This is a genomic window from Hyphomonas johnsonii MHS-2 (assembly GCF_000685275.1).
In the GTDB taxonomy this organism is placed as follows: domain Bacteria; phylum Pseudomonadota; class Alphaproteobacteria; order Caulobacterales; family Hyphomonadaceae; genus Hyphomonas; species Hyphomonas johnsonii.
The window spans coordinates 172,790-195,264 of record NZ_ARYK01000004.1; the positions used below are offsets into that span (position 1 = coordinate 172,790).

At 64.6% G+C, this 22,475-nt stretch carries 24 protein-coding genes; 11 read left to right on the top strand and 13 right to left on the bottom strand.

All coding sequences use genetic code 11. From position 1 onward, the window contains the following. Positions 1-89: 89 nt before the first annotated feature. Complete coding sequence (locus HJO_RS09470) at positions 90-398, top strand: PilZ domain-containing protein (protein WP_162173814.1); 309 nt, start codon at positions 90-92, stop codon at positions 396-398. A 4-nt stretch (positions 399-402) separates the two neighbouring features. Here HJO_RS09470 and cobB read toward each other — a convergent pair whose 3' ends face one another. Next, positions 403-1,128, bottom strand: coding sequence for a Sir2 family NAD+-dependent deacetylase (gene cobB, locus HJO_RS09475; protein WP_035616492.1), 726 nt, complete (start codon positions 1,126-1,128; stop codon positions 403-405). Positions 1,129-1,212: 84 nt separating this feature from the next. Here cobB and HJO_RS17730 point away from each other — a divergent pair, with 84 nt between their 5' ends. Genes HJO_RS17730 through HJO_RS18640 form a run of 4 tightly spaced genes read left to right on the top strand, consistent with a single transcriptional unit; the run spans position 1,213 to position 5,961 of the window. After that, positions 1,213-3,522, top strand: coding sequence for a S8 family peptidase (locus HJO_RS17730; RefSeq protein WP_051618467.1), 2,310 nt, complete (start codon positions 1,213-1,215; stop codon positions 3,520-3,522). 2 nt (positions 3,523-3,524) lie between these two features. Further along, positions 3,525-4,148: a hypothetical protein gene (locus HJO_RS09485; protein WP_156945551.1), complete on the top strand. Its 624-nt coding sequence runs from the start codon at positions 3,525-3,527 to the stop codon at positions 4,146-4,148. Beyond that, positions 4,145-4,795 carry a hypothetical protein gene (locus HJO_RS09490; RefSeq protein ID WP_051618468.1) on the top strand — a complete coding sequence of 217 codons (651 nt, stop codon included), beginning with the start codon at positions 4,145-4,147 and terminating at the stop codon, positions 4,793-4,795. The genes HJO_RS09485 and HJO_RS09490 overlap by 4 nt, the downstream gene beginning before the upstream one ends. Beyond that, entirely contained in the window at positions 4,792-5,961 is a 1,170-nt protein-coding gene (locus HJO_RS18640; protein ID WP_051618469.1) for a M23 family metallopeptidase, read from the top strand. Before HJO_RS09490 ends, HJO_RS18640 begins: the two co-directional genes overlap by 4 nt. A 1-nt stretch (position 5,962) precedes the next feature. Here HJO_RS18640 and msrB read toward each other — a convergent pair whose 3' ends face one another. The 3 genes from msrB to HJO_RS09510 form a co-directional block, all read right to left on the bottom strand. Then, a complete protein-coding gene (gene msrB, locus HJO_RS09500; RefSeq protein WP_035616496.1) occupies positions 5,963-6,478 on the bottom strand; it encodes a peptide-methionine (R)-S-oxide reductase MsrB in 516 nt (171 codons plus the stop codon). 65 nt (positions 6,479-6,543) lie between these two features. Beyond that, positions 6,544-6,783: a DUF2164 domain-containing protein gene (locus tag HJO_RS09505; protein WP_035616497.1), complete on the bottom strand. Its 240-nt coding sequence runs from the start codon at positions 6,781-6,783 to the stop codon at positions 6,544-6,546. Then, the gene (locus HJO_RS09510) at positions 6,780-7,721 is read right to left on the bottom strand and encodes a prephenate/arogenate dehydrogenase family protein (RefSeq protein ID WP_035616499.1); all 942 of its coding nucleotides are present in this window, start codon (positions 7,719-7,721) and stop codon (positions 6,780-6,782) included. The genes HJO_RS09505 and HJO_RS09510 overlap by 4 nt, the downstream gene beginning before the upstream one ends. Positions 7,722-7,903: 182 nt before the next feature. Here HJO_RS09510 and HJO_RS09515 point away from each other — a divergent pair, with 182 nt between their 5' ends. After that, entirely contained in the window at positions 7,904-8,287 is a 384-nt protein-coding gene (locus HJO_RS09515) for a DUF983 domain-containing protein (protein WP_051618470.1), read from the top strand. On the opposite strand, the gene HJO_RS09520 is transcribed toward HJO_RS09515, so the two are convergent. The 3 genes from HJO_RS09520 to HJO_RS09530 form a co-directional block, all read right to left on the bottom strand. Then, the gene (locus HJO_RS09520; protein WP_051618471.1) at positions 8,284-9,717 is read right to left on the bottom strand and encodes a putative bifunctional diguanylate cyclase/phosphodiesterase; all 1,434 of its coding nucleotides are present in this window, start codon (positions 9,715-9,717) and stop codon (positions 8,284-8,286) included. The genes HJO_RS09515 and HJO_RS09520 overlap by 4 nt on opposite strands. A 174-nt stretch (positions 9,718-9,891) precedes the next feature. Next, positions 9,892-10,236, bottom strand: a complete 345-nt coding sequence (locus tag HJO_RS09525; protein WP_035616500.1) for a P-II family nitrogen regulator — start codon at positions 10,234-10,236, stop codon at positions 9,892-9,894. A 56-nt stretch (positions 10,237-10,292) separates the two neighbouring features. Beyond that, positions 10,293-11,036, bottom strand: coding sequence for a class I SAM-dependent methyltransferase (locus tag HJO_RS09530; protein WP_035616501.1), 744 nt, complete (start codon positions 11,034-11,036; stop codon positions 10,293-10,295). A 62-nt stretch (positions 11,037-11,098) separates the two neighbouring features. Here HJO_RS09530 and gloB point away from each other — a divergent pair, with 62 nt between their 5' ends. Further along, the gene (gene gloB, locus HJO_RS09535; RefSeq protein ID WP_035616502.1) at positions 11,099-11,860 is read left to right on the top strand and encodes a hydroxyacylglutathione hydrolase; all 762 of its coding nucleotides are present in this window, start codon (positions 11,099-11,101) and stop codon (positions 11,858-11,860) included. Further along, the gene (locus HJO_RS09540; protein ID WP_035616503.1) at positions 11,860-12,306 is read left to right on the top strand and encodes a cupin domain-containing protein; all 447 of its coding nucleotides are present in this window, start codon (positions 11,860-11,862) and stop codon (positions 12,304-12,306) included. Before gloB ends, HJO_RS09540 begins: the two co-directional genes overlap by 1 nt. A 281-nt stretch (positions 12,307-12,587) precedes the next feature. On the opposite strand, the gene phbB is transcribed toward HJO_RS09540, so the two are convergent. Next, entirely contained in the window at positions 12,588-13,313 is a 726-nt protein-coding gene (gene phbB / locus HJO_RS09545) for an acetoacetyl-CoA reductase (RefSeq protein WP_035616761.1), read from the bottom strand. Positions 13,314-13,464: 151 nt separating this feature from the next. Here phbB and phaR point away from each other — a divergent pair, with 151 nt between their 5' ends. After that, on the top strand, positions 13,465-14,037 hold the full coding sequence (gene phaR / locus HJO_RS09550) for a polyhydroxyalkanoate synthesis repressor PhaR (RefSeq protein ID WP_035616504.1): 573 nt from the start codon (positions 13,465-13,467) through the stop codon (positions 14,035-14,037). A gap of 48 nt (positions 14,038-14,085) precedes the next feature. On the opposite strand, the gene HJO_RS09555 is transcribed toward phaR, so the two are convergent. From HJO_RS09555 to HJO_RS09565, 3 genes are all read right to left on the bottom strand, one after another. Beyond that, complete coding sequence (locus HJO_RS09555; protein WP_035616505.1) at positions 14,086-14,346, bottom strand: hypothetical protein; 261 nt, start codon at positions 14,344-14,346, stop codon at positions 14,086-14,088. A 152-nt stretch (positions 14,347-14,498) separates the two neighbouring features. Beyond that, positions 14,499-15,077: a hypothetical protein gene (locus HJO_RS09560; RefSeq protein WP_241764710.1), complete on the bottom strand. Its 579-nt coding sequence runs from the start codon at positions 15,075-15,077 to the stop codon at positions 14,499-14,501. Between the two features lie 149 nt (positions 15,078-15,226). Next, a complete protein-coding gene (locus HJO_RS09565) occupies positions 15,227-15,958 on the bottom strand; it encodes a glycosyltransferase family 2 protein (RefSeq protein WP_241764711.1) in 732 nt (243 codons plus the stop codon). A 155-nt stretch (positions 15,959-16,113) separates the two neighbouring features. Here HJO_RS09565 and HJO_RS18685 point away from each other — a divergent pair, with 155 nt between their 5' ends. Then, positions 16,114-18,189: an ArnT family glycosyltransferase gene (locus tag HJO_RS18685; protein ID WP_035616506.1), complete on the top strand. Its 2,076-nt coding sequence runs from the start codon at positions 16,114-16,116 to the stop codon at positions 18,187-18,189. Between the two features lie 54 nt (positions 18,190-18,243). Next, positions 18,244-19,560, top strand: a complete 1,317-nt coding sequence (locus tag HJO_RS09575) for an amidohydrolase (RefSeq protein WP_035616766.1) — start codon at positions 18,244-18,246, stop codon at positions 19,558-19,560. Here HJO_RS09575 and HJO_RS09580 read toward each other — a convergent pair. Next, a complete protein-coding gene (locus HJO_RS09580) occupies positions 19,557-21,797 on the bottom strand; it encodes a TonB-dependent receptor (RefSeq protein WP_035616507.1) in 2,241 nt (746 codons plus the stop codon). The genes HJO_RS09575 and HJO_RS09580 overlap by 4 nt on opposite strands. A 104-nt stretch (positions 21,798-21,901) precedes the next feature. After that, positions 21,902-22,474, bottom strand: a complete 573-nt coding sequence (locus HJO_RS09585; protein WP_241764712.1) for an ActR/PrrA/RegA family redox response regulator transcription factor — start codon at positions 22,472-22,474, stop codon at positions 21,902-21,904. Position 22,475: the final 1 nt, after the last annotated feature.

Genomic DNA, 22,475 nt, shown 5'->3' on the forward strand with positions numbered 1-22,475 from the left:
CTGGTGCGCGGCAAAGCAGCCGGTACGGAACGAAATCGGCGCGTCCTGCATAGGGTTAAAGTCACCTGCTACTGACTCCGGAGATGCTGTTGCAACGCCACATGCCCGCCCTGAAGGACACCGTGCCGGCCCCTCGCCCGGCCGGCGATTGCCGTGCCTACCAGCGCATGCGCTCAACCCGCCGCGGAACGCTGTACAGCATGGCGGGCGCGCCCGTGTCCCCGGCCCGCCTGCACGACATGTCTGCCGCCGGGGCGTGTATCGAAGTCGATCCCGGCATCGCGCTGCCGGCGCGGTTCACCCTGCGCGTCGCCGACCGGGCCGGGCAGGGCGACACCGATGTTGCCTGTCACCTCGTCTGGCAGCACGAGGCTCTGGCCGGCATCCGCTTCTTCTAGGCGCTCACAGCGTCGCCATCACCTCGTCCACCCAGGCCGGAACCACTTCGCTGGCCGGCCCATAGCGGGTGTCTTGGAACAGGCTTGCCCCCTCCGACGGTTCGAGGTTGAGTTCCACCGTCCGGGCGCCGGCCATCCGTGCCATGCGCACATAGCCCGCCGCCGGGTAGACATTGCCACTGGTCCCGATCGACACGAACAGGCTGGCCTTGTCGATGGCGCGTTCGATTTCGTCCATATGCAGCGGCATTTCCCCGAACCACACGACATGCGGCCGCATCAGCCCCGTCGCCTCGCAGCACGGGCAGGGTGTCGCCGTACTGATATCGCCGGGCCAGCGCACCACGGCATTGCAGCCACCGCACCGCACTTTCAGCAATTCGCCATGCATGTGCAGCACATTCTGGCTGCCGGCGGCTTGGTGCAGGTTGTCGACATTCTGGGTGATCAGCGTGAAGCTGTGCCCAGCCGCCTGCAGCGCCGCTTCCAGCCGCGCCAGCGCCAGGTGTGCGGCATTCGGTTCGGACTCTTTCAGCTGTGCACGGCGGGCATTGTAGAAGCCCTGCACGAAATCGGGATTGCGCGCGAAGCCTTCCGGCGTGGCAAGGTCTTCCAGCGGATGCTTGGTCCAGATGCCGTCGACATCCCGAAACGTGCCCAGCCCGCTTTCCGCTGAAATCCCTGCGCCGGTCAGGACGACGACGGCGCGGGCCGCGTTAGCGTTGGACATGCAGGTCACCTCGTCATAATCTAAACACAGGGTTAATCTAGGGGGGCTGGGCGCACCTTGGCAATTGTAAGGGGATAATCTGACATGCTGCGGAACCTGACTTCAACTACGAAACGGGTCGCCCTTGGCGCCGCCATGGCCAGCCTGCTGGTATTGGCGGCCTGCGACCAGCAATCCACCCGGATCGAGCACGCCCGGGACCTCGCCGACGCCACACTCGACCAGATCAGCGGCCGGGCAGTGGTCGAACCGGAAGGCGACGCCACCCTGTTGGCCGCCTCCGTTGTCGACCGGGCGATCGCCGGCACCCTGCGCAATGACATGCCTGTCGAAGTGGCATCTGAAAAGTCCCGGTTTGCAGTGGGGTCGATCATCGCCAAGCCGAAAGACATCCAGCCGATGATGTTTGACGAAGAAGACGCGCTGATGATGGATGAAGACGAGCTGTTCGAAGAGGTCGAACCGGATATCGCGGTCGAAGAAAGCTTCGCGGCTGCCCCGGGTGCAGCGCCGCCGCCGCCGCCCGTAGCCGCGCCGTCGTCGCCAATGGCCATGGAGATTGAGCCGGCCCGCATCATGCCCCGGGTGAAACTGGACCCGAGCGCCCCCCAGGAATCCCGCGACGAGATCGACAAGGCCTATCGTGACCTTGAGCGCACGGCCAGGTCAGAGCCGTCGGCCAAGGCGCGCACGCGCAGCCTGGAGCCGCGCTCGATGGAAGCTGTCCCGCAGGAAAGACGGCTCGCGGCCAAGAAGCTGGCGCGCCGGTCGGTCATCTCGACCGACGCGATCGTCCGCCAGCGTGATGCCAACACGGTGATGCTGGATACATTGTCGAAATACGGCATGGACGGCCAGGTTGCGCTGTCGCGCGAAGGCCAGATGGTCATACAGATCGGGTCCGATGGCGCCGATCCGACCCAGTTCAGCCCCGAAGACGCAAGCGCGCGGCCGCAGAATTTCCTCGCGGTCGATTCAGGTGCCGGGTGCCCGGACTCGACCGACCTCGTCACCGTCCAGTCGAACGCGGCCCTGGCAACCGAGTGCATCGTGAAAGACCTGCGGGCCTCCGGCCAGTTTGAATATGTCGAGAAGGACTACATCTTCGAGAACCAGTTCGTGCGTCGCCCCCGGCCGACGGATCCGGGCACCACGCCCGGCACAACGCCGACCCCCGGCACCGACCCGGCCACGCCGCCCGTGACCCTGACCGAGATCACGCCCAATGACCCGCTCTGGAGCCTGCAATGGAATTTCCAGAACAATGGCGACGGCGAAGGCAAGTCCGGTGGCGGTGCCAGCTTCCAGGAATTCTGGACGCGTCAGGCCAATGAAGGTTCGCCGGACGTCGTCGTGGCGGTCGTCGATACCGGCCTCCAGATGCAGCATCCCGATATCAAGGACTCGCCGAACGTGGCCAGCGGCTGGGACATGGTCTCCGATCCCCGCATGGGCAATGACGGCGATGGTCGTGATGGCGATGCCAATGATCCGGGTGATCTCTGCGATCCATCCGACCCGTTTGCCGCCGACTCGTTCCACGGAACCCACGTCGCTGGCACGATCGGTGCCGGCGCATCGAACAATGGCACCGGCGTCGCCGGTGGCGCATGGAACGTCAAGATCGTGCCGGTCCGCGCCCTCGGCAAATGCGGGGGCCGCCTGTCAGACATCAATGACGCCATTCGCTGGGCCGGCGGCCTGATTCCGGGCGAAGACGCCATGGGCAACGAAATCTGGAACGACAACCCGGCCGACATCATCAACCTGTCGATCGGCCTGTTCGAATTCTGCCCGGCCTCCCTCCAGGATGCGATCAACGCCGTAACGGAACGCGGCGTACTGGTTGTGGCCGCGGCAGGAAATGCAAGGGTTTCAACGCAGTACTATGCCCCTGGCGGGTGCCAGAACGTCATCTCCGTGGCCGCTGGTGATGCCCGCGGGCAGATCGCGCCCTACTCCAATTTCGGTCCCGAAGTGGATGTCCTGGCGCCGGGGGGAGACCTGACCCGCGATGACAATGGCGATGGCCGTCCCGATGGCATCCTGTCCACCAAGGCCTCGACCAATTGCTATGATCCGGTGACGGGTGAAGGCGTCGAGAACTGCTTTTATGCATACGAGCAGGGCACCAGCATGGCGGCACCGCATGTCTCAGCCGCCCTCGCATTGCTCAAGGCGCGCTCACCCGAAGCCACCGGCGCGGAGCTGACCGCGACATTGCTGGCGGCCCTGGATGCGCGCGAGCCGATGCAATGCGCCGGCTCCTGCGCCCTGTATCCGGGCACCGAACCGATCCCCGGCAGTGCCGACATGTGCGCCCGCCCCTGTGGCGGCGGCCTGCTCAACCTGGCGAACGTACCGCCCCTGAGTACGGGCGGAGGTGGCCGCTAGGCATGGCAGGCTTTCGCCCCCCCTTCCATTTCGGCGGCCCGATGGGCCTGGCAGGATTGACCATGCTGGCCGGCGCCACCGGCCTGTTTGTCCTGGCCGGTTCGCCGCCGGAGGAAGCCGGGTCTGCGGTGGCCCTGTCAGGCGTCGCCATGGAACGGACCGAGCCACGCCCGGATGAACGGGTTGATCGCGGTCCTGCGGTGGTGACGCCCGCGCCGCCCGCAGCGGTGACATTGCCCGACATGCCGGTTGAGCCGATCGTCCGGCCGGAACAGGCGCTGCCGAACGTGATCACCGCGCAGGCAAACGGCGCGGAAGTGACATTCGTGGTGCGCATCAAGGGCTCGGCGGAAATCGACGAGGCCAGCCGGTCATTCCGCAAGGATCCGGCCGCCGCCGAGGAAGCCTATGCCGCCTTTGTCCGGCGCAATCCCGAACTGTCGGATTTCAGCCTCGTCGGGGCCAGCTATTCCGGCGAGATAAAACTGTCCTACACGATGCCACCCGGACAGGAACCGACCCGCACGGCCATTCGTGACATCCAGGACAGGCTGATGTCCGTCGAGGGCGTCGCCTATGCCGATCCTGACTATATTGCCCATCCTGGAAAGGAGGACCTCAAATGATCTCTCCCCGTATTGTGGCCATCATGGCCGTGGCGGCGTTTGCCCTGTCAGGCTGTGACCGCCTGAAGGCCCCCGACACCGCGCCCGAAACCGTGACACCGCAGGCTGAAACGCCGCCGGCAGCGCCCCCCGCCGCCGAACCGGATGCGGCTGAACTGACACTCCGTCCTGAAGCCGTCTCGAAGACCGCGACAATCGACTGGGAGGCCGCCCGGCGCGATCTTGCCGCCATACCGAGCGACGAGCGCACCGAAGGCAGCTTCCAGGTCCAGTCCGGCGAATCCGGTGCCCCGGTGCCCGTCCTGCTGCCCACCGGCATCGTCGTGCCGCAGGGCGCTGAATCCGGCGTCCGCTTCCAGCCAATGAGCGACGGCTATTTCGCCACCTATCCGGGCATCGACTATGACATCGTCGTCAATGGCACGAACGAAGTCATCGGCGCCCGCGAATCCGGCGACGGTCCGGGCGACACGGAGTTGAACTATATCGCCACCATGTCTGGTGCCCAGGTTGCCTTTTCGCGCTATGGCGCCGACTACCTCGTCGAATTCGAGTGCAAGCATGTCGAGGGCGACACGGCCGATTGTATCGACGAGCCGACGGCCGTCGAGATTACCCGAAAGCTGGTTATCGCGGGGACACGATGATGCAGAGAACGGCCTGGATTGCGCTGTCGGCGCTGGCGCTTGTCGGACTGACGGCGTGTGATTTCATCCGGTTCCCGGGCGATGGCGGCCCGCCGCCAGCGACCCCCGAGCCCGGCCCCGCCGTGCCGCCCGGCGCGCCCGGACCGCCCCCACCCGGTACACCTGTCGACAATCCCTATGGGGACGCTGGCGATACCACGCCCGACGACACGACGCCCGGCGATACGGTCCCCGGCGATACCGCAGACACACCGACACCCGATCCCGTGACGGACACGCCTGACGAGACCACGCCGGACACGAGCGTCGACGTGCCGCCTGAAACCGATGACACCGGCGTTCCCCCCGCAGACGACACCGCGTCCGAGCCTGAGACGCCCCCCACGGACACGGGCGATACGCCCACCGATCCGGTCACGCCGCCCGCACCCGAACCGGAACCCGTGTTCAGCTATTTTGCCCCCGGCATGCTGCTGCCAGGAACCGGGCAGGGCGACATCGACCAGATCATCCATGCGCCCGACATGGTCTTCCCCATCGCTTCAGCCCCGGCCTACCTGCAGTCGCAGGTGTTCACGTTCGGCGGCGGTGTCGGGGGCGGCGACCAGTGCGACGCGCGCAATTACGCCTATCCCTGGCGCGACAATTTCTGCGAAACCCGCAGCGCCAACCGGGGGTCGCCATTCTGTCCGGCCCAGAAGATTCACCAGGGCCAGGACATCCGCGTCGGCACGCCCGCCCAGTGCAACACGATGCGCTCCACTGCCCGGGCCGATCGTGCGCTCCAGGAAGTGGTCGCGGTTGAAGACGGCATCATCTCGAATGTCGGATCGTATTCGATCAGCCTTCGCGCCGGTGGCCGGATCTACAAGTACCTGCACCTCAACATGGCGAAACTGAAAGTGGCGACCGGCGACGCCGTCACGGCTGGCCAGTCGCTCGGCTATGTCTCGAATGATTTCGGCGGCTCTGCGACGACCTTCCACCTGCACTTCGAAATCGTCCAGAACACGGCCGAAAACGGCTGGGTTCACGTCCCGCCCTACCTGTCACTCGTGAAGGCCTATGAACGGCGCGAGAACGGCCCCGGCGAGGAAGTCGAGCAGAATGTCGCCGTGGCATCAGCGCCGATCGTCATTCCGGAAGGCATGCTGATCGTCGAATAGGTCAGGCCGGCTTGAACGTCAGGGCCAGGCCATTGTTGCACCAGCGCTGGCCGGTGGGCGCAGGGCCATCATTGAACCGGTGCCCCTGGTGGCCGAGACAGCGGGCGCAATGATACTCCAGACGCGTGTAGAACAGCCTGTTGTCGGGCTTCATGCCCATCGCGCCGGGAATGGCATCCCAGAAGCTGGGCCAGCCGGTGCCGCTGTCGAATTTGCGGTCCGAATCGAACAGGGCCAGGTCGCAGCCGGCGCAATGAAAGGTGCCCGCGCGCTTTTCATCATTGAGCGGCGAGCTGAAGGCGCGCTCCGTATGCTCGTGGCGCAGCACGCGATAAGCCTCCGTCGGGAGGCGCTCTTGCCATTCAGCATCGGTCAGCTTGCGCCATGTCGTGTCGGCATAGGGGTCTGTGGACGCGTCGCCGTCCACCTTGTCGGCGCTGGCAGGCGAGCAGGCGGCGATGGCCAGCGTTGCGGCGCCGCCAAGCAGCAGCGATCTGCGTGAGAATGTGTGCATCATGTGTCTCATACGCAGCAATCTAGCGTACGGTTTGATGAAGCGACATGCACAAGGACGTGAGCGGCTCAGACGTCCTCGTCGACCCAGACTTCACCATCAAGGTCATCCAGCTTGCCCTGGAGGTGTGCCCGCACGTCCTGGACGGCCTGGTTGTAGACGGCCGGGCCCATCGTCTTCAGCATCAGGTCGATGATTTCCTCGGCGCGAAACCCGCTCAGTTCCTCGTCGAATTCCGTCCGGAACTTCTGTTGCACCAGCCGGGCGAGGCCGGAGCGGCGTTCGGGGCTGAGGGTGACGTCCTTCATTCCGTGTCGGGCTCCACATTCGGGTTACGGCCGAAGTTGATGGCGCCGGAATCCTGCCCCGCATCGATGATCGCCTTGCGGATCGTCCGGGCGCGCGTGAATTCCCGCATCAGCATGTCGCCGTCGCCCCAGCGGATCGCCCGTTGCAGGGCTGCCAGGTCTTCCGAAAACCGCCCGAGGCATTCCAGCACGGCGTCCTTGTTGGTCAGGAACACGTCGCGCCACATCACGGGGTCTGACGCGGCAATCCGCGTGAAGTCTCGAAAGCCGCCGGCCGAATACTTGACGACTTCGCCCTGCTCGACCGTCTCCATGTCGAAGGCTGTGGCGACAATGTTGAACGCGATCAGGTGGGGCAGGTGGCTGGTGATCGCCAGCACCCTGTCATGGCGCGCAACGTCCATCGTTTCGACCTTGGCCCCCAGCCTTTGCCAGAACAGGGTCAGGCGCTCGACCGCCGCGAGGTAATCTGCGGACGTATCATCGCTCGGTGTCAGGATGTGCCAGGCATCGCGGAACAATGTCGCAAAGCCGGCGTCCGGCCCGGATTGTTCCGTGCCGGCGATCGGGTGGCCGGGGATCAGGTGGATGCGTCCGTCACCGGCCGCTGTCAGCGCTGCGGCAGCCTCCCCCTTCACCGATCCGACATCGGTGAGGATCGTGCCGGATGTCATGGCCGGCACCACGTTGGCGGCGACCGTGGCCAGGGCGCCGACGGGCACGCAGAGGAAAACGCAATCGGCTTCCGCAACCGCCGCCTCCAGCGTATCGGTCACCTCACCCAGCCCGATCGTGCGCGCACGGGTTCGCACATCCGCATCCATGTCATAGAGCACCACGCTGCCGGCAGCGCCGTATTCTGCCGCTGCCCGGGCGATCGAGGCACCGATCAGGCCTGCGCCAATGATGGCGATCTTGGAAAAGACGGGATCTGGCATTGAGGACACTCTTCTGCGGGCAATTGGCGCTGCCTCTGGTGTGCAAAGCGCGCCCGAAGGTCAAGCCCGCCGCGCGTTTAATCCCGCGCGTGCGGTCCGGTTCAATTGACGCAGCGACGGTTTGGCACCTCCCGTTCGGGACGCCGGCGACCTATCTGGACCCCTCAAACGCGGAGACTCCAATGTCCTCACCGACCCCGATCCTGTCCGGACTTCGCCAGCGCTGCGGGCAGTGCGGAAGCGGCAAGCTGTTTTCGGGCTACCTGAAGCTCAATCCGGCCTGCCCGGCCTGTGACCGCGACATGCGCGCCGCCGATACGGCCGACGGGCCGGCCTTCTTTGTCGGCTTCGGCGTGCTGGTTCTGCTGGCGCCGTTCCTGTTCCTGCTGCCGATGAGTTCGCTGCCGATCGCCATGAAGGCGCTGGCCTTTGTCGCGCTCTGCGCTGCCATTATCGGCCTGTGCGTCCTGTTGCTGCCGGTTGCAAAGGCCGTGCTGCTGAACCTGCAGCTGCACCATGATGCCGAACAGGCCAGTTTCGGCGCGCGGGACGACCTGGCCGACTAGTTGGCGGCGCGGCCCCAGCCGGCGGTGCGCAATGTGCTGCCAAGCAGTTCCGACGGGCGTGTCACGGAGTGCAGCTTGTCGGCGGCGTCCGGGCGGCCCAGCGCATAGCCCTGCAGGAAATCGCAGGACAACAGCTGCAGGATCGCGGCCTGGTCCTCGGTCTCCACGCCTTCGGCGACAACCTTCATGTTCAGGCTGTGGCCGAGCGCGATGATGGATTTCAGGAGCTGGCGGCCGGTCGGGCCGAATTCGAGCTGCTGGATGAAGGCGCGGTCGATCTTCAGGCCATCGAACTCGAACTGCTGCAGGTAGCTGAGCGAGGAATAGCCGGTGCCGAAATCGTCCAGCATGACCAGCACGCCCATGTCGCGCAGGCGCTTCATTGTCCGCTGGGCTTCGTCCGTATGCGAGATCAGCACGCCTTCGGTGATCTCGATGTGCAGCAGCGACGGGTCGACGCCGTGGCGTTCGAGCGCGGCTTCGACGCTGTCGGCGAACCCGTCGACACGGAACTGGATCGGCGAAACGTTGACGGCAATCGGGATGGTGCGCTGGCGCTTGATTTCGAGCATGGCCTGGTCGAGTGCCCATTCGCCCAGCCGCGAGATGAGGCCGGTTTCTTCCGCGATCGGGATGAAAATGCCGGGTGATCCGGCCTGGCCTTCCTTGCCCGGCCAGCGCATCAGCGCTTCGGCGCTCATCACCTTGCCGGTGCGGGCGCAGACGAGCGGCTGGTAGACCAGCTTCAGCTGGTTCTCGCTGAGGGCGCGATCGAGCTCCAGGCTGATCGTGTGCCGCAAGCGCAGCGTTTCATCCATTGTCGGCGAATAGACATGGAAGCGGTTCTGCTTGTCGCTCTTGGCAACATACATCGCCACGTCGGCGCGCCGCAGCAGTTCGGAGGCGTCCGTGCCCTTGCCCGGCGATGGCGCGATGCCGATGCTGGCCCCGACGGAGATCAGGTCCTCGTGCACCCGGAACGGCGTTTTCATCATGTCGTCGATGTGGCGCGCCGTATCCTTGGCCAGCGTGTCCGCCGATGGCCGCGTGATCAACGCGGCGAACTCGTCGCCACCGAGGCGGGCGAGCAGGTCTTCCGGGTGCAGGCAGGTGCCAATGCGCGAGGCGACGGATTTCAGCAATTCGTCGCCTGTCTCGTGGCCCAGCGTGTCGTTGACGACCTTGAACCCGTCGAGGTCGATCAGCAGCAGGGCCGGCTCAGGCCCGTCCGCCTTCAGGGCGTCGGCCAGGTGCTCCTGCAGCTTTGTCCGGTTCGGCAGGTCGGTCAGCGTGTCGGTTGTCGCCAGTCTCGCAAACCGGCCGAGCAGCGTGCGCAGGTCGGCGGACTGCATCGACACCTGCCAGACCAGGACGGCCCCCAGCAATGCGAGCGAAACGTTCGAAATGACGATCCCCGTGAGCAGGCTCATGAGATCACCGTTGTCGGCTGGACGTTGGACTGTCGCTGCATCGGAACCCGCCCCGAGAATTGCTGTTGTTGCAGCAGGCGTACACAATCGGGGTTCAGGAAGGGTTCGGGCGATCAGTCAAACCTTCCCGGCGCCATTAACGCCGGGTTTGTCATTCCGTGAGGGAAGGGTGGCTCAGCCGGTGACGGCCTGCTCGTCCCGTTCGCCGGTGCGAATGCGAATGATCGAATCGACCGTGTGGATGAAAATCTTGCCGTCGCCGATCGTGCCGGTATTGGCGGCGGCGATGATGGCGTCGGCAAACCGGTCGGCCGCATCGTCGGAACAGGCCACTTCCACGCGCACTTTGGGCAGCAGGCGCACCTCGTATTCGGCGCCGCGGTAAACTTCCGTCTTGCCCTGCTGGCGGCCATAGCCGCGCACTTCCGTCACGGTCAGGCCCGTGGCTCCGGCCTCGGACAGTGCGTCGATCACGGCGTCGAGGCGGCTCGGTTTGAAAATGGCGGTGACGAGTTTCATGGCGGGTCGATCCGGAAATTGTTGCAATTGCGAACGTACCGATGGTGCCGCCCGCGTCAATGCTTTTCGCGGCGATTGCTGGTTGCCGGCCTGGCAATCCGCACCCGGTCAGTCACGGGGGCAACTGCGCCGCCGCCGGACGAGGCGTAAAGACGTTTGACGGCTTCAGCCAGCACCACACCGCCGAGGCCCGGCGCGATCCGTCGACCGATGGCGTCCCAGCCTTCTGCGGCGGACGTGACGATCCCCGCCGGGATGGGCGGCATGTACAGCGCGCTCGAGCTGGCCGTGACCTGGAACAGCCCGATCGACAGCAGGTTCATCAGCTGCGCGCGGCTCCAGGGCCGGCCCTGCCCGAACGGCGTGCGCGTTGCGCGCGACCACAGGCCTGCCCGGTTCGATGCGGCCAGCACGATGCGGCCTTCAGGCGCCGTCACGCGCCAGATTTCGCGCAGGTAGGCGCGCGGGTCGCCGGTCTCTTCCAGGCCGTGCAGCACGATCACCCGGTCGAACATGCCGTCCGGGAAGGGCAGGCGCAGGTCTCCCACCGAGACGGCGGCATTGCCGCGCCCGGCCGGGTTCCAGTTGACCGGGCCATGGTCAAACGGCACGGCGGCGACATTGCGGCTCGGATGGCTGCCGAATGCTTCCAGCACCGGCACGGCATAGCCCAGCCCCAGCAGTGACAGGCCGTTGGCGTCGCCCCACAGGTCCGTCAGCTTGGCCGACAGCACGCGCGCGGCGGCGATCCCCAGTGGGGAAGCATAGAATCGCTGCAGGGTGACGGCATCCTGACGCATCGTTTTCCTTGTGCTAGGTCCTTGGAGACAAAGTCATTTCACGCCTGCCGGAGGTCCGCCAGATGTTCCAGATACACCAGTTTCCCTGCCTGAACGATAATTACGGCTTTCTCGCGCATGATTCTACTTCGGGTGAAACGGCTGCCATCGATACGCCCGATGCGCAGAAATACCTCGCCGAGGCCGCTGCCAGGGGCTGGACCATTACCCAGATCTGGAACACGCACTGGCATCCCGATCATGCTGGCGGCAACCTCGCCATCAAGGAAGCGACAGGCTGCACGATCACCGGCCCGGCCGGCGAGGCGGCGAAGATTCCCGGACTCGACCGCGCGGTCAGCACCGGCGACACGGCCAGCCTTGGTGCCATCACCGCCCATGTCATCGACGTGCCGGGCCATACGCTCGGCCATATCGCCTATCATGTGCCGTCCGAATCCATCGCCTTTGTCGGCGATGCCGTCTTCGCACTCGGCTGCGGGCGCGTGTTCGAAGGCGACCCGGAAATGATGTGGGACAGCCTCTCGCGCCTCAAGGCGCTGCCCCCGGAAACCGCGCTTTATTGCGCGCATGAATATACCGCCTCGAATGCGAAATTCGCCGTTACGGTCGATCCCGGCAACGCGGCGCTTGCCGCCTATGTCAACGAGATCAAAGACAAGCGCGCCCGCAATGAGTGGACGGTTCCGACCGGCCTCGCGCGCGAACTGGCCACCAACCCCTTCCTGCGGGCCGATGATCCTGCGCTGCAGGCCGCGATGGGCCACCCCGGAGACCCGGTCGCCACGTTCGCAGAAATCCGCGGGCGCAAGGACCGGTTCTGATGAGCGCGATCTCCGGTGACCTTGGCGCCAACGAGATCATCCGCCTGCTCGGCCTGAAGCCGCATCCCGAAGGCGGCCATTATGCCGAGACGTTCCGCGCCCCGGCAATGCACGGCTATCGCCCCACATCCACCGCCATCTATTTCCTGCTGCAGGCCGATGAAGTGTCCGCCTGGCACCGTGTCGACGCCGACGAATGCTGGTTCTGGCATGCCGGCGGTCCGCTCGTCCTGACCGTGTCGCCGCCGGACGGGAAGGGCGCCGAAGCATTCCAGCTGGGGCCGGACCTGCGTGCCGACCAGCGGCCGCAGGTGGTCGTGCCGGCGCATCACTGGCAGGCGGCCGAGACGCTGGGCGCCTGGACACTGGTCAGCTGCACGGTCGCGCCGGGCTTCGAATTCAAGGGGTTCGAGCTTGCCGCGCCGGACTGGCGGCCCAAGCCCTGAAGGCTTGTCCCCCGCAAATCGCCTCGCAAGCGCCCGCGCGCCGGGAAGCGCGCACAATCGTATCCGACAGCGCCGGACCTGGCGTATCCTGTGCCGGTCCCGCCCAGTTCCCGCTGGCGGGACAGCGCGGGAGACGGAGCAAGGGTTCGCGACCTTGCTGCAATCCTGGACTACCAGACTGAAAACGCGTACCCGGCCCTTCGCCTCCCGCGTCTTTCCAAAGAAAAACCGGACGGCGCTGGGCCGGTCCGGTTCTTCGGTTTGCCTGCAATGTGTGAAGGTCAGCCCGCGATGTATTGCGCGCCGTTCACCGTCATGGTCGCGCCGGTGATGAATGCGGCCTCGTCGCTCGAGAGGTAGGCGCACATCGAGGCGATCTCCTCGGCCTTGCCAAGCCGGCCGACCGGGATCGAGGCGATGATGCTTTCCAGGACCTTCTCCGGCACGGCCTGGACCATCTCGGTGTCGATGTAGCCGGGGCAGACCACGTTCACGGTGATGCCCTTCTTGGCGCCTTCCTGGGCCAGCGCCTTGGTGAAGCCGATCAGGCCGGCCTTGGCGGCGGAATAGTTCGCCTGCCCGAACTGGCCCTTCTGGCCATTGATCGACGAGATGTTGATGACGCGGCCGAAACCGCGCTCGCGCATGCCTTCCCAGACCTGGCGCGTCACGTTGAACGCCGATGTCAGGTCGATGTCGATGACCTGCTGCCATTGGTCGAGGCTCATCTTGTGGAAGGGGGCATCGCGCGTCACGCCGGCATTGTTGACGACAATGTCGATCGGCCCGAGATCGGCTTCGATGGCGGCGAGGCCCTTTCCGACGGCGTCATAGTCCGACACGTCGAACTTGTAGCATTTGATGCCGGTCTCTTTCTCGCACTGCTTCGCGGCTTCGTCATTGCCCCCGTAATTGGCGGCAACCTTGTAGCCCTTCGCTTTCATCATCTCGCTGATGGCACGCCCGATTCCTCGCGTCCCTCCTGTGACCAGAACTGTTTTTGTCATGCCTGTTTTCCTCTCGGCGTGTTGGTTGCCCCGTTGGTAGCCTTCCTCAGCCCCGAACATCAATAGCGCATTGGTTGCACGCAAAATCTGTGCAAACATTGCTGCATAGCACAATAATTGCTTCTCCCTTTCGGAGAACAGAGGGCAGGACATGGCTAAGACAAACGGATCGTCCCAGACGATCATCATCAAGAAATACGCGAACAGGCGTCTCTACGACACGTCGACCTCATCCTATGTCACGCTCGACCATCTGTCGGAACTTGTCCGCGAGGGCCGTGATTTTGAAGTCAGGGACGCCAAGACAGGCGACGACCTGACCCGCCAGGTCCTCACACAAATCATTTTCGAGCAGGAAACAAAGGGCGAAGGCGCCCTTCCGCTGAATTTCCTGCGCCAGCTGATCGGCTTCTATGGCGGCGGCGCGCAGACCTTCCTGCCCGCCTTTCTCGACATGTCGATGAACAGTTTTGCCGACACGCAAAAGGAATGGCGCAAGGCGGCCAATCCGATGTCAGCCTTCGAGAAACAGGCCAAGCGCAACATGGCGATGTTCGAACAGGGCATGAAAATGTTCATGCCGACGCTCTACAAGGCGTCCCAAACCGAGAAATCGACGCCCAGCAATCCGATCCTCGACTTCCAGGCCGAAGCCCTCGCGGCCATGCAGGCCCAGATGCAGGCCATCCAGGACCAGCTCGCCGACCTCACGAAAAAGGACTAGGCCGGGGGCGCCCTGCCGGCCGCCTCTGACGCCCCTTTCAGGGGGGCGTCACTCCTCATCGCGATCCTCGGGATCCGTCTTCGCCGCTGCCGGCGCGTCTGTATAGGTGGCCGGTTCCGGTGCAGGGCCGAGAATGACCGGTGCATCCTCCCCCTTGCAGTGATCGACCTGCGGGTCCTTTTCGGGGGCGTGCGGGCCTTCACCCGGAAGCATGTGTTGCTGCCGGTGGCGCGCAGCCGTTTCGATCTGCTCGGCTTCCTCGCGTGATGTATTGGGCCGGGCTTCCTGCGGAAGTGTTGTCCTTGTCATGGCATGTCTCCTGAACGCCTGACCAACGAATCGCCGCCGCGATCGTTCCGAAGCCTGCCGGGCAGGGATGGCGGGGTGCGGCGCCGCCCCGAACGAAAACGGCCCGCCCCGAAGGGCAGGCCGTCTGGTCTTCAGGACAAGGGGAGTGGGGTTCAGATGTCGCCCGCGACACCAAAGTCACGCCGGGCCGACACAATGGTCACCACCACACCCGCCAGCACGTCCAGCAATGTCATCGACATCAGGATGAAGAAGGTCGAGGTCGCGAAGTTCGGCAACAGCAGGAACTGGATCAGGCAGACGATGAACAGGATCATCGAGATCGCGTGATTGACGATGGTCGATGTGCCGGTGCTCGTCGATTTAAGGATTTCGAGGAACAGGAACACGATCGCCAGCAGCAGGATGGCGTCCCCCTTGGTCAGCACCCAGTCGACCCCGGAAATCATCGGCAGGCCCATGAACTCGCCATTCAGCAGGCCCAGGATCGGGGCTGATGTCGCCCGGACGATCTGGCCCGATGCATCAATGGTTTCAACCGCACCGCCGAAGCCGAGCGCGAGAAGGTTGTACAGCGCCACCGGTATCACCAGCAGCGGAAAGATTCCGAAAATTGCGCGCATCAGGTTCCCCTTTTTGTTCGACTCGTCAGAAGCGTGGTTCTCCCGCTCCTTGCGCTCTCTCTTGGCGATCGCCGCCCCCGCTAGCGCGATCTTGGTATTCTTGCTCATTTCCTATACCCGTCGCTCGCCAGAGTTAACACAAGGTTTACCGTATTGCTCGGGCCGATGCGAGCGGATTTCCCGCATGCGTGCGGGGACAGGGGGAAGACCCGCAGGAATCGCTGTGAACACTGGAGATTTGGGCGCGCTGCCCGGGGCTAGATTTCGTCCGCGCCGCCGGGGTCGCGCCGGCGCCGGATCAGCCACATCACACCGCGCAGGTCCGAGAAGGCGTCGTTGAGGCGGCCGAAATTGGTATAGCTGGACGTACCGGCCCCGCGTGGACGGTGGTTCACATCGCGAAATTCCACCTTGTACCCTTCGGCCTTCATCATGGCCGGCATGTACCGGTGCATGTGATCGAAATAGGGCAGTGCCAGATAGGCGTCGCGGTTCATCACCTTGGTGCCACAGCCGGTATCGTCGCAGTCATCCTTCAGCATCCACTGGCGGATATTGTTGGCAAAGCGCGAACCGAAGCGCTTCCAGGCCGTGTCCTTGCGGCTGGCGCGCCGGCCCATGACCATTTTCAGTTCGGCCGGTGCATCGGCGCGGACCAGCTGGCGGTAAAGGTCCGGCAGGTCGGCCGGGTCATTCTGGCCGTCGCCGTCGATCGTGCCGACAACCGGCGCGCGCGCCGCGATGATGCCAGACCGGATCGCGCGGCTCTGGCCGGCATTCTTGCGGTGGCCCAGTACGCGCAGCATCGGGAACCTGGTCTTCAGGTCGGCCAGCACCGCCCGCGTGTCATCGGTCGAGGCATCGTCCACGAACACCATTTCATAGGCGCGTCCGTCATGGGCCCGCGCAATCTCTTCGACCAGTGCCTGCACGTTGCCGGCCTCGTTGTGCACGGGCACGACAATCGAGAATTCTAGGGAATGGGCCAATTCGGTCAGCCTTCGAGCTTGCAGGTTCAATACGCCAAGCCTCATAACGAGGCAGGCCTGTAAAAGCGAGACCCTACGCGCACCCGCGCCTTGCGCGCGGCGGTGTGCCCAAAACCTGAAGACGCCGCGCGCGCAAGCCGCTAGAAGGCACAGCCATGACACTTCTCGACCGCCTCTCGACTGGCTGGAAAGCCTGGGTCCTCCTGTTCGTGATCACGTTCGGGGCCGCCGCGCCCGGCGTGTTCAACCTGCCTGCGCTCGACCGCGACGAAAGCCGCTTCGCGCAGGCCTCCAAGCAGATGCTGGAATCAGGCGACTATATCCGCCTGCGCTACCAGGACGAGCTGCGCAACAAGAAGCCGGCCGGCATCCACTGGCTGCAGGCCGGATCGACCGCCCTGTTCACCGGCGCAGAGGCCAAGCAGATCTGGACCTATCGCGTGCCCAGCTGGCTCGGCGCGGCCCTCGCCACGCTCGCCTGTTTCTGGTGCGGCATCCCCCTGATCGGGCGACGGGCGAGTTTCGTCGGTGCCGCGCTGTTCGGGGCAACACTGCTGCTGACCAGCGAGGCGCACATTTCCAAGACTGACGGCGTGCTCGTCTTCCTCACGACGCTCAGTATCGGCGCACTGGCGCGGCTCTACATGCGTCAGGACCAGTCGAAACGCATGGCGCTGCTGTTCTGGACGGCGATGGGCCTTGTCTTTCTCATCAAGGGCCCCGTCGGCCCGATGGTCGCGGCCTATGCCGGGATCGGTGCCTGGGTGTGGACCAAGGCGGCCGGCGGCAAGGGCGGTGACTGGTGGAAGGTCCTCATCTGGTGGCCCGGCCCGCTGATCTTCGTCGCGCTGGTCTTGCCCTGGTTCCTCTGGATCCAGGCCGCGACCGGCGGCGAATACATCAAGGGTGCTGTCGGCAAGGACCTGAAGGACAAGTTCACCGGTGCCTCCGAAGGGCATGGCGGCTGGCCGTTCTACCACCTCACCCACCTGCCGGCCTGGTTCTTCCCGGCGACGCTGATGCTGGTGCCCGGCTGCATGGCGGCATGGAAGCGCCTCAAACCGCGCGGCGCCCTCGGCTGGAAATGGCTGCGCGTCTCGGCCGCCATCGCTGCCATCGTGTTTGCCGGCCTTGCCGTGCTGCTGTTCGCACTGCCCCTGTTGCCGCAGCCACAGGGCACCGGCCTCATGGCGAAGTCGCTCGGCACGCTCTCCACCCTCAAGACCCTGCCAGCCTTCCCGGCGGTCCTGCTGGCCGTTTTCTGGTACATGTCCGGGCGCGCCGACTGGAAGGCGCGCTGGCCCATCGGCATTGACGGCCTGACCGACGAGACCCGCGCCATCCGCTTCATCGTGGCGTGGGCGGCGCTTACCTTCGTCTTCTTCGAACTGATGCCGACCCTGCTCAGCCACTATATCCTGCCGGCCTATCCGGCGATGGGCCTGCTCTGCGGTTATGCTGCCGTCCAGATGATCGACGGCGTACGCATGCCGGTCAGCCGCTGGATCTCCATCGTCCTGTTTGCGATCGGCGCCATCCTCCTGCTCGCCGTCTCGTTTCCGGGTGTCGCGATCTGGTTCATGGAAGAAACGGCGGGCGACTTCACGACAGTCGCCTCAAGCCAGGTGCTTGACGCCTGGACCGCCTATCGCAGTTTCCCGCTCTGGCTCTGGTGGACCGGTTTCGCGCTGGCCGGCTTTGCGATCATCGAATTTGCCCGCCGCAATGACGGGCTCGCCATCCTGCTCGCCATCACGGCCAGCCTCGCCATCGGCTGGCATATCCGCATCTTCATGCTGCCCAGCCAGGTCTGGCTGCAGCCGACCGAGACGGCCCGCGCGGCGCTCGAGGACGTGTGCGGTGTCCCGGGCGATGACGCCGCCTGCAATGCGCCCACCCCGCAGCGCATCCTCGCGCTCGGCTATGCCGAGCCGAGCTATGTCCTTACCCTCGGCACGCAGAACCTGCACCCGCCGGAAACCCCGCTCGACCTGCCCGAAGACAGGGCGATGTACCCGGTTGTCTATCTCGTGAATTTCGAGGACCGCAAGGCCGACCCGGCTATCGTTGACGAAGTGGCCAGGCTGCGCGCCCAGGCCGGCCGGATGGACCTTTGCGTCACGGAATCGTCGCCGCACTATGCGCTGAACTATTCGAACGGTGACCCGGTGAATTTCCGCGCCATCCGTTTCGATACCGGCGCGTGTCCCGGCGAAGGGGCCGATCAGTGATTTACAGGACCCATCCCACCGCCTAGCCTTGTCCCCATGCAGGGGAGAGACATCATGAACATGAAATCGATCGCTGCGGCCGTATCGATCATCGCGCTTGGAATTGTGCCGGGCGCCGGCGCAGACGAAATGCTGCGGTCCGACATCGCGTCCGACTATGACTCGCACCTCGGGGCGCTGTTCACCTGGTTCCACACCCATCCGGAACTCTCCTTCCGCGAGACCAATACGTCGAAGATGCTGGCGAAAGAGATCGGGGCCTTTGGCTTTGATGTCACCGAAGGCGTCGGCGGAACGGGCGTCGTCGCCGTGATGAAGAACGGGGACGGGCCCACTGTCCTGATGCGCGCCGACATGGATGGCCTGCCGCTGAAGGAAGACAGCGGGCTGCCCTATGCCTCGACCGTCACGCAGGTCGACATCGACGGCGTTGAAAAGCCGGTGATGCATGCCTGCGGGCACGATGTGCACATTACCTCCCTTGTCGGCGCGGCGAAACAGCTGGCTGCCCGCAAGGACGAATGGTCCGGCACACTTGTTCTCGTGGGCCAACCGGCTGAAGAACGTATCGGCGGCGCCCGCGCCATGATCGAAGACGGATTGTATACCCGCTTTCCCAAGCCGGATTACGCCATCGCCTTCCATGTTGCGGCCAACGTGCCGACAGGGCGCATCGAGCTGCCGCTCGACATCGTGGCGTCCAGCTCCGACAGCGTGGACATTCTTGTCCACGGCGTTGGCACGCATGGCGCCTATCCGCACATGGGCATAGACCCGGTGCTCGTGGCGTCGCAGATCGTCGTGTCATTGCAGTCGGTCGTGTCGCGCTCGATCGCGCCGCTGGATCCCGGCGTCATCACGGTCGGCGCATTCCATGGCGGGGCCAAGCACAACATCATTGGCGACAAGGTCGAGATGCAGCTGACCGTCCGCTCCGACGACCCCGAGGTGCGCACACAATTGCTTGACGGCATCGACCGGGTCGCCCGGGGCGTTGCCATCTCGATGAACGTGCCGGAAGACCTGATGCCGGAAGTCGTGCGCTCCCAAACGGAATCGACGCCGCCCACGATCAACGACACGGACACGGCCCAGCGCCTGCGCGATGCGTTCACGGCCTCACTGCCGGAAGGCACGCTGTTCGAACAGCCACGCGGCGGCATGGGCGCCGAAGACTTCGCCTATTTCGTCACGCCCGAAACCGGCGTCAAAGGCGTCTATTTCAATGTCGGTGGCACACCGGAAGCCGATGTGAACACCGCGCCGTCGCACCATTCGCCCTTCTTCAAGATCGACCCTGAGCCTTCCGTCAAGCTCGGCACGGAAGCGATGGTCGTCGGCGCAATGGCCCTGATGAAGCCGACAAGCTAGAAGCTGTAATCCAGCCGCACGCCAAAGGTGCGCGGGTCTGACCGGAACGTGTTGTAGCCGATGAAGCCATAGCCCGAGAGGGCATAGTCTTCATCGGTCAGGTTGCGCCCCCATATCGTGACGCCGAGACCCGTGTCTGCGAACTGGAATGCCGCCTCGGCCTGCAGCGTGGTGAATCCGGCCTGCATCCGTGCATCAAGGCCCTCCGGGTCGAGATAATAGTCGCCGCGATATTTCGCATGCACGGCGAGGCTCGCGTCCACGCCCGGCGTCAGCGCGACCTCATACCGCCCGCCCAGCGTGGCTGACACATCCGGCGCAAAGGGCAGGGGATTGCCGTCAAACGCTGCAGCATTGCCACCAATATTGGTTGTCTGATCGATCGCGGTATCCAGCACGGTCAGCCCGGCATCGAGGGTCAGGCCATCAGCCGGCTGCCAGGTCATCTCGGCTTCGGCACCGTACACGGTGGCCGCATCAAGATTCGACAGCGAGTTCGACGTGATGCTGGAACCGTCCGGCAAGGGAAAGTTCACGAAGATGCGCGCCTGCGGGGCGTCATAATCCTGCCAGAACGCTGCCAGGCTCCAGCTCAGCGTGTCCGTGGGCCGGGCCTTGTAGCCAAGCTCATACGCCGTCACGGATTCAGCATCGAACAGGCCCTCGTCGGTGAAATGCGTGACGTTGTTCTGGACCTCGCCATTGAACCCGCCCGACTTGTAGCTGTTCGAGACGGACGCATAGGCCCGCCCCGGCCCGACATCATAGGACAGGGCCGCATTGCCACTGAGGCGTGTCTCGTCGATCTCGTTCGATCCGACAGCGAGGCCCAGCCCGCCGACATTGTTGTAGCCGACCGTGCCGTCATCAAACACGTGCCGTCCGCTGCCATGGCCTTCGATCCGCTCGTCGGTCACGCGCAGGCCCAGGGTCGCCGTCATGCGGTCTGTCAGGTCGAATTCATTATACGTGAAGGCGGCAAGCGCCGTGCGCGACTGGTTGATGTCGGTGACCAGCGACATTGCGGTTCCGGGCGATACGGGCGTCGGGCCGGCCCGGCTTCCCGCACCGACATAGGGACAGGTGCCCAGCAGGGTTTGCGGGTCCAGAACGCCGCACCAGATCGTATAGGTCTGGCTGAAATCATCGACCGATCCGCTGAGGCCGAACAGTGTGTGCCCGCCGGCCCAGTCCGTCTGCAGGCGGATTTCCTGCGAATATTGCCGGAATGACCGGTCATAGGCGAGATTGGCATTGAAATCCGGGTTGCCGAACAGGGCCACGGCGCCGTCAAAGTCAAAGCCGTATTGCTGTGCATAGCCTTCAAAGGCGGTCAGGGAGGTCAGGTCCCAGCGCCCGACAGGGCGGCTGTACTCGGCGGATACGCCATAGAAGGCATTATCCGTGTCCTGCAGGCCGTCACCGGCAACTGCAATCTCGTGGTCGCCCAGGTCCAGGCTGTCATTGCGCGGCGCGGCATTGATGCCGTTGTCTTCTTCATAGTGCGTGCGCACCAGAAGTTCGCCGCCACCGGCATTCTCCCAGCGCAGGCCCAGGCGCAGGCCGAACTCGTCACGCACGCCGCCCGCGTCCTCAGGGCCAGCTGTATTGTCCAGCGCCGCATCACGCGCCAGGTACCGCCCGGCCAGGCGATAGCTGAACCCGTTGTCCAATGCGGTGCCGTAGGCGCCGCCAAGGTCGACGCGGTTGAAATTGCCATAACCGGCGCGAACGTACCGTGTCTGGTCGTTGCCGGGTTTTGCGGTAATGAAATTGATCGCCCCGCCTGAGGCATTGCGGCCATACAGCGTGCCCTGCGGGCCTTTCAGCACCTCGATCCGTTCAAGGTCATACAGCATCAGGCCGGTCTGGACATTTGTCGCCAGGTAGACGCCATCGGCATAGACGGCCGCGGCTGTGGGAGTCAGTGCCTGATGGTCCACTGCGCCGATGCCACGGATCTGGAAGGCCACCTGCGTGCCATTGGCCACGGCGGCATCAACGCCGGTCAGCAGGTCGGTAATGTCTTCCGCCCCGAGAAAGGCATCCGCCAGCTTGAGCGCATCGGTGCCGATCACGCTGACGGACATCGGGATGTCGGCGAGCGGCGCAGCGCCCGGCGTTGCAGTTGTGACGACTGGGTCGAGGCGCCGGGGCGCGTCGCCTGTTTCAGCGAACGCCGGGGCGACAAATGAGGCAATCAGCAGCGAGGCGGGGAGGACGCGTATGGATTTCATCCGCCGCGCTTAGGCGAGGTGAAATCCCATTGCAACTGTTGCATTTGTTACAGATAAAGTGACGCCCCAGTCACGTTTTTGCGCGCGGGCCGTGGGGCGGCACGTTAGCGTGGTGCCCGCTTGGCCAGGATGCGCTGCAGTGTCCGCCGGTGCATGTTGAGTCGCCGTGCGGTTTCCGAAACATTGTGGTTGCACAGCTCGTACACGCGCTGGATGTGTTCCCAGCGGACCCGGTCTGCCGACATCGGATTTTCCGGTGGTGCGGGCTTTTCGTCTTTCGAGGCGGTCAGGGCGCGGATGATGTCATCGACATCCGCCGGCTTGGAAAGATAGTCGACTGCGCCGGCCTTCACGGCGGCGACGGCCGTTGCGATCGCGCCATATCCGGTCAGGATAACCGCGCGGGCCTCCGGCCGGTGCTTCTGCAACACGTCCACGACGTCCAGTCCGCTGCCGTCTTCCAGGCGCAGGTCCAGCACGGCATAGGCCGGCGGGTTCAGGCGGGCAATGTCCTTGCCCTCGCTGACGGTGGATACCGCCGAAACGATGAATCCGCGCTGGGCCAGGGCGCGCGACAGGCGCTGCACGAAGGGTCCATCATCATCCATCACGAGGCAGGACCGGTCGTCCACCTCCTTGAGGCTGTCATGCATGTTTACGGTTATCGGGCGGTCCATT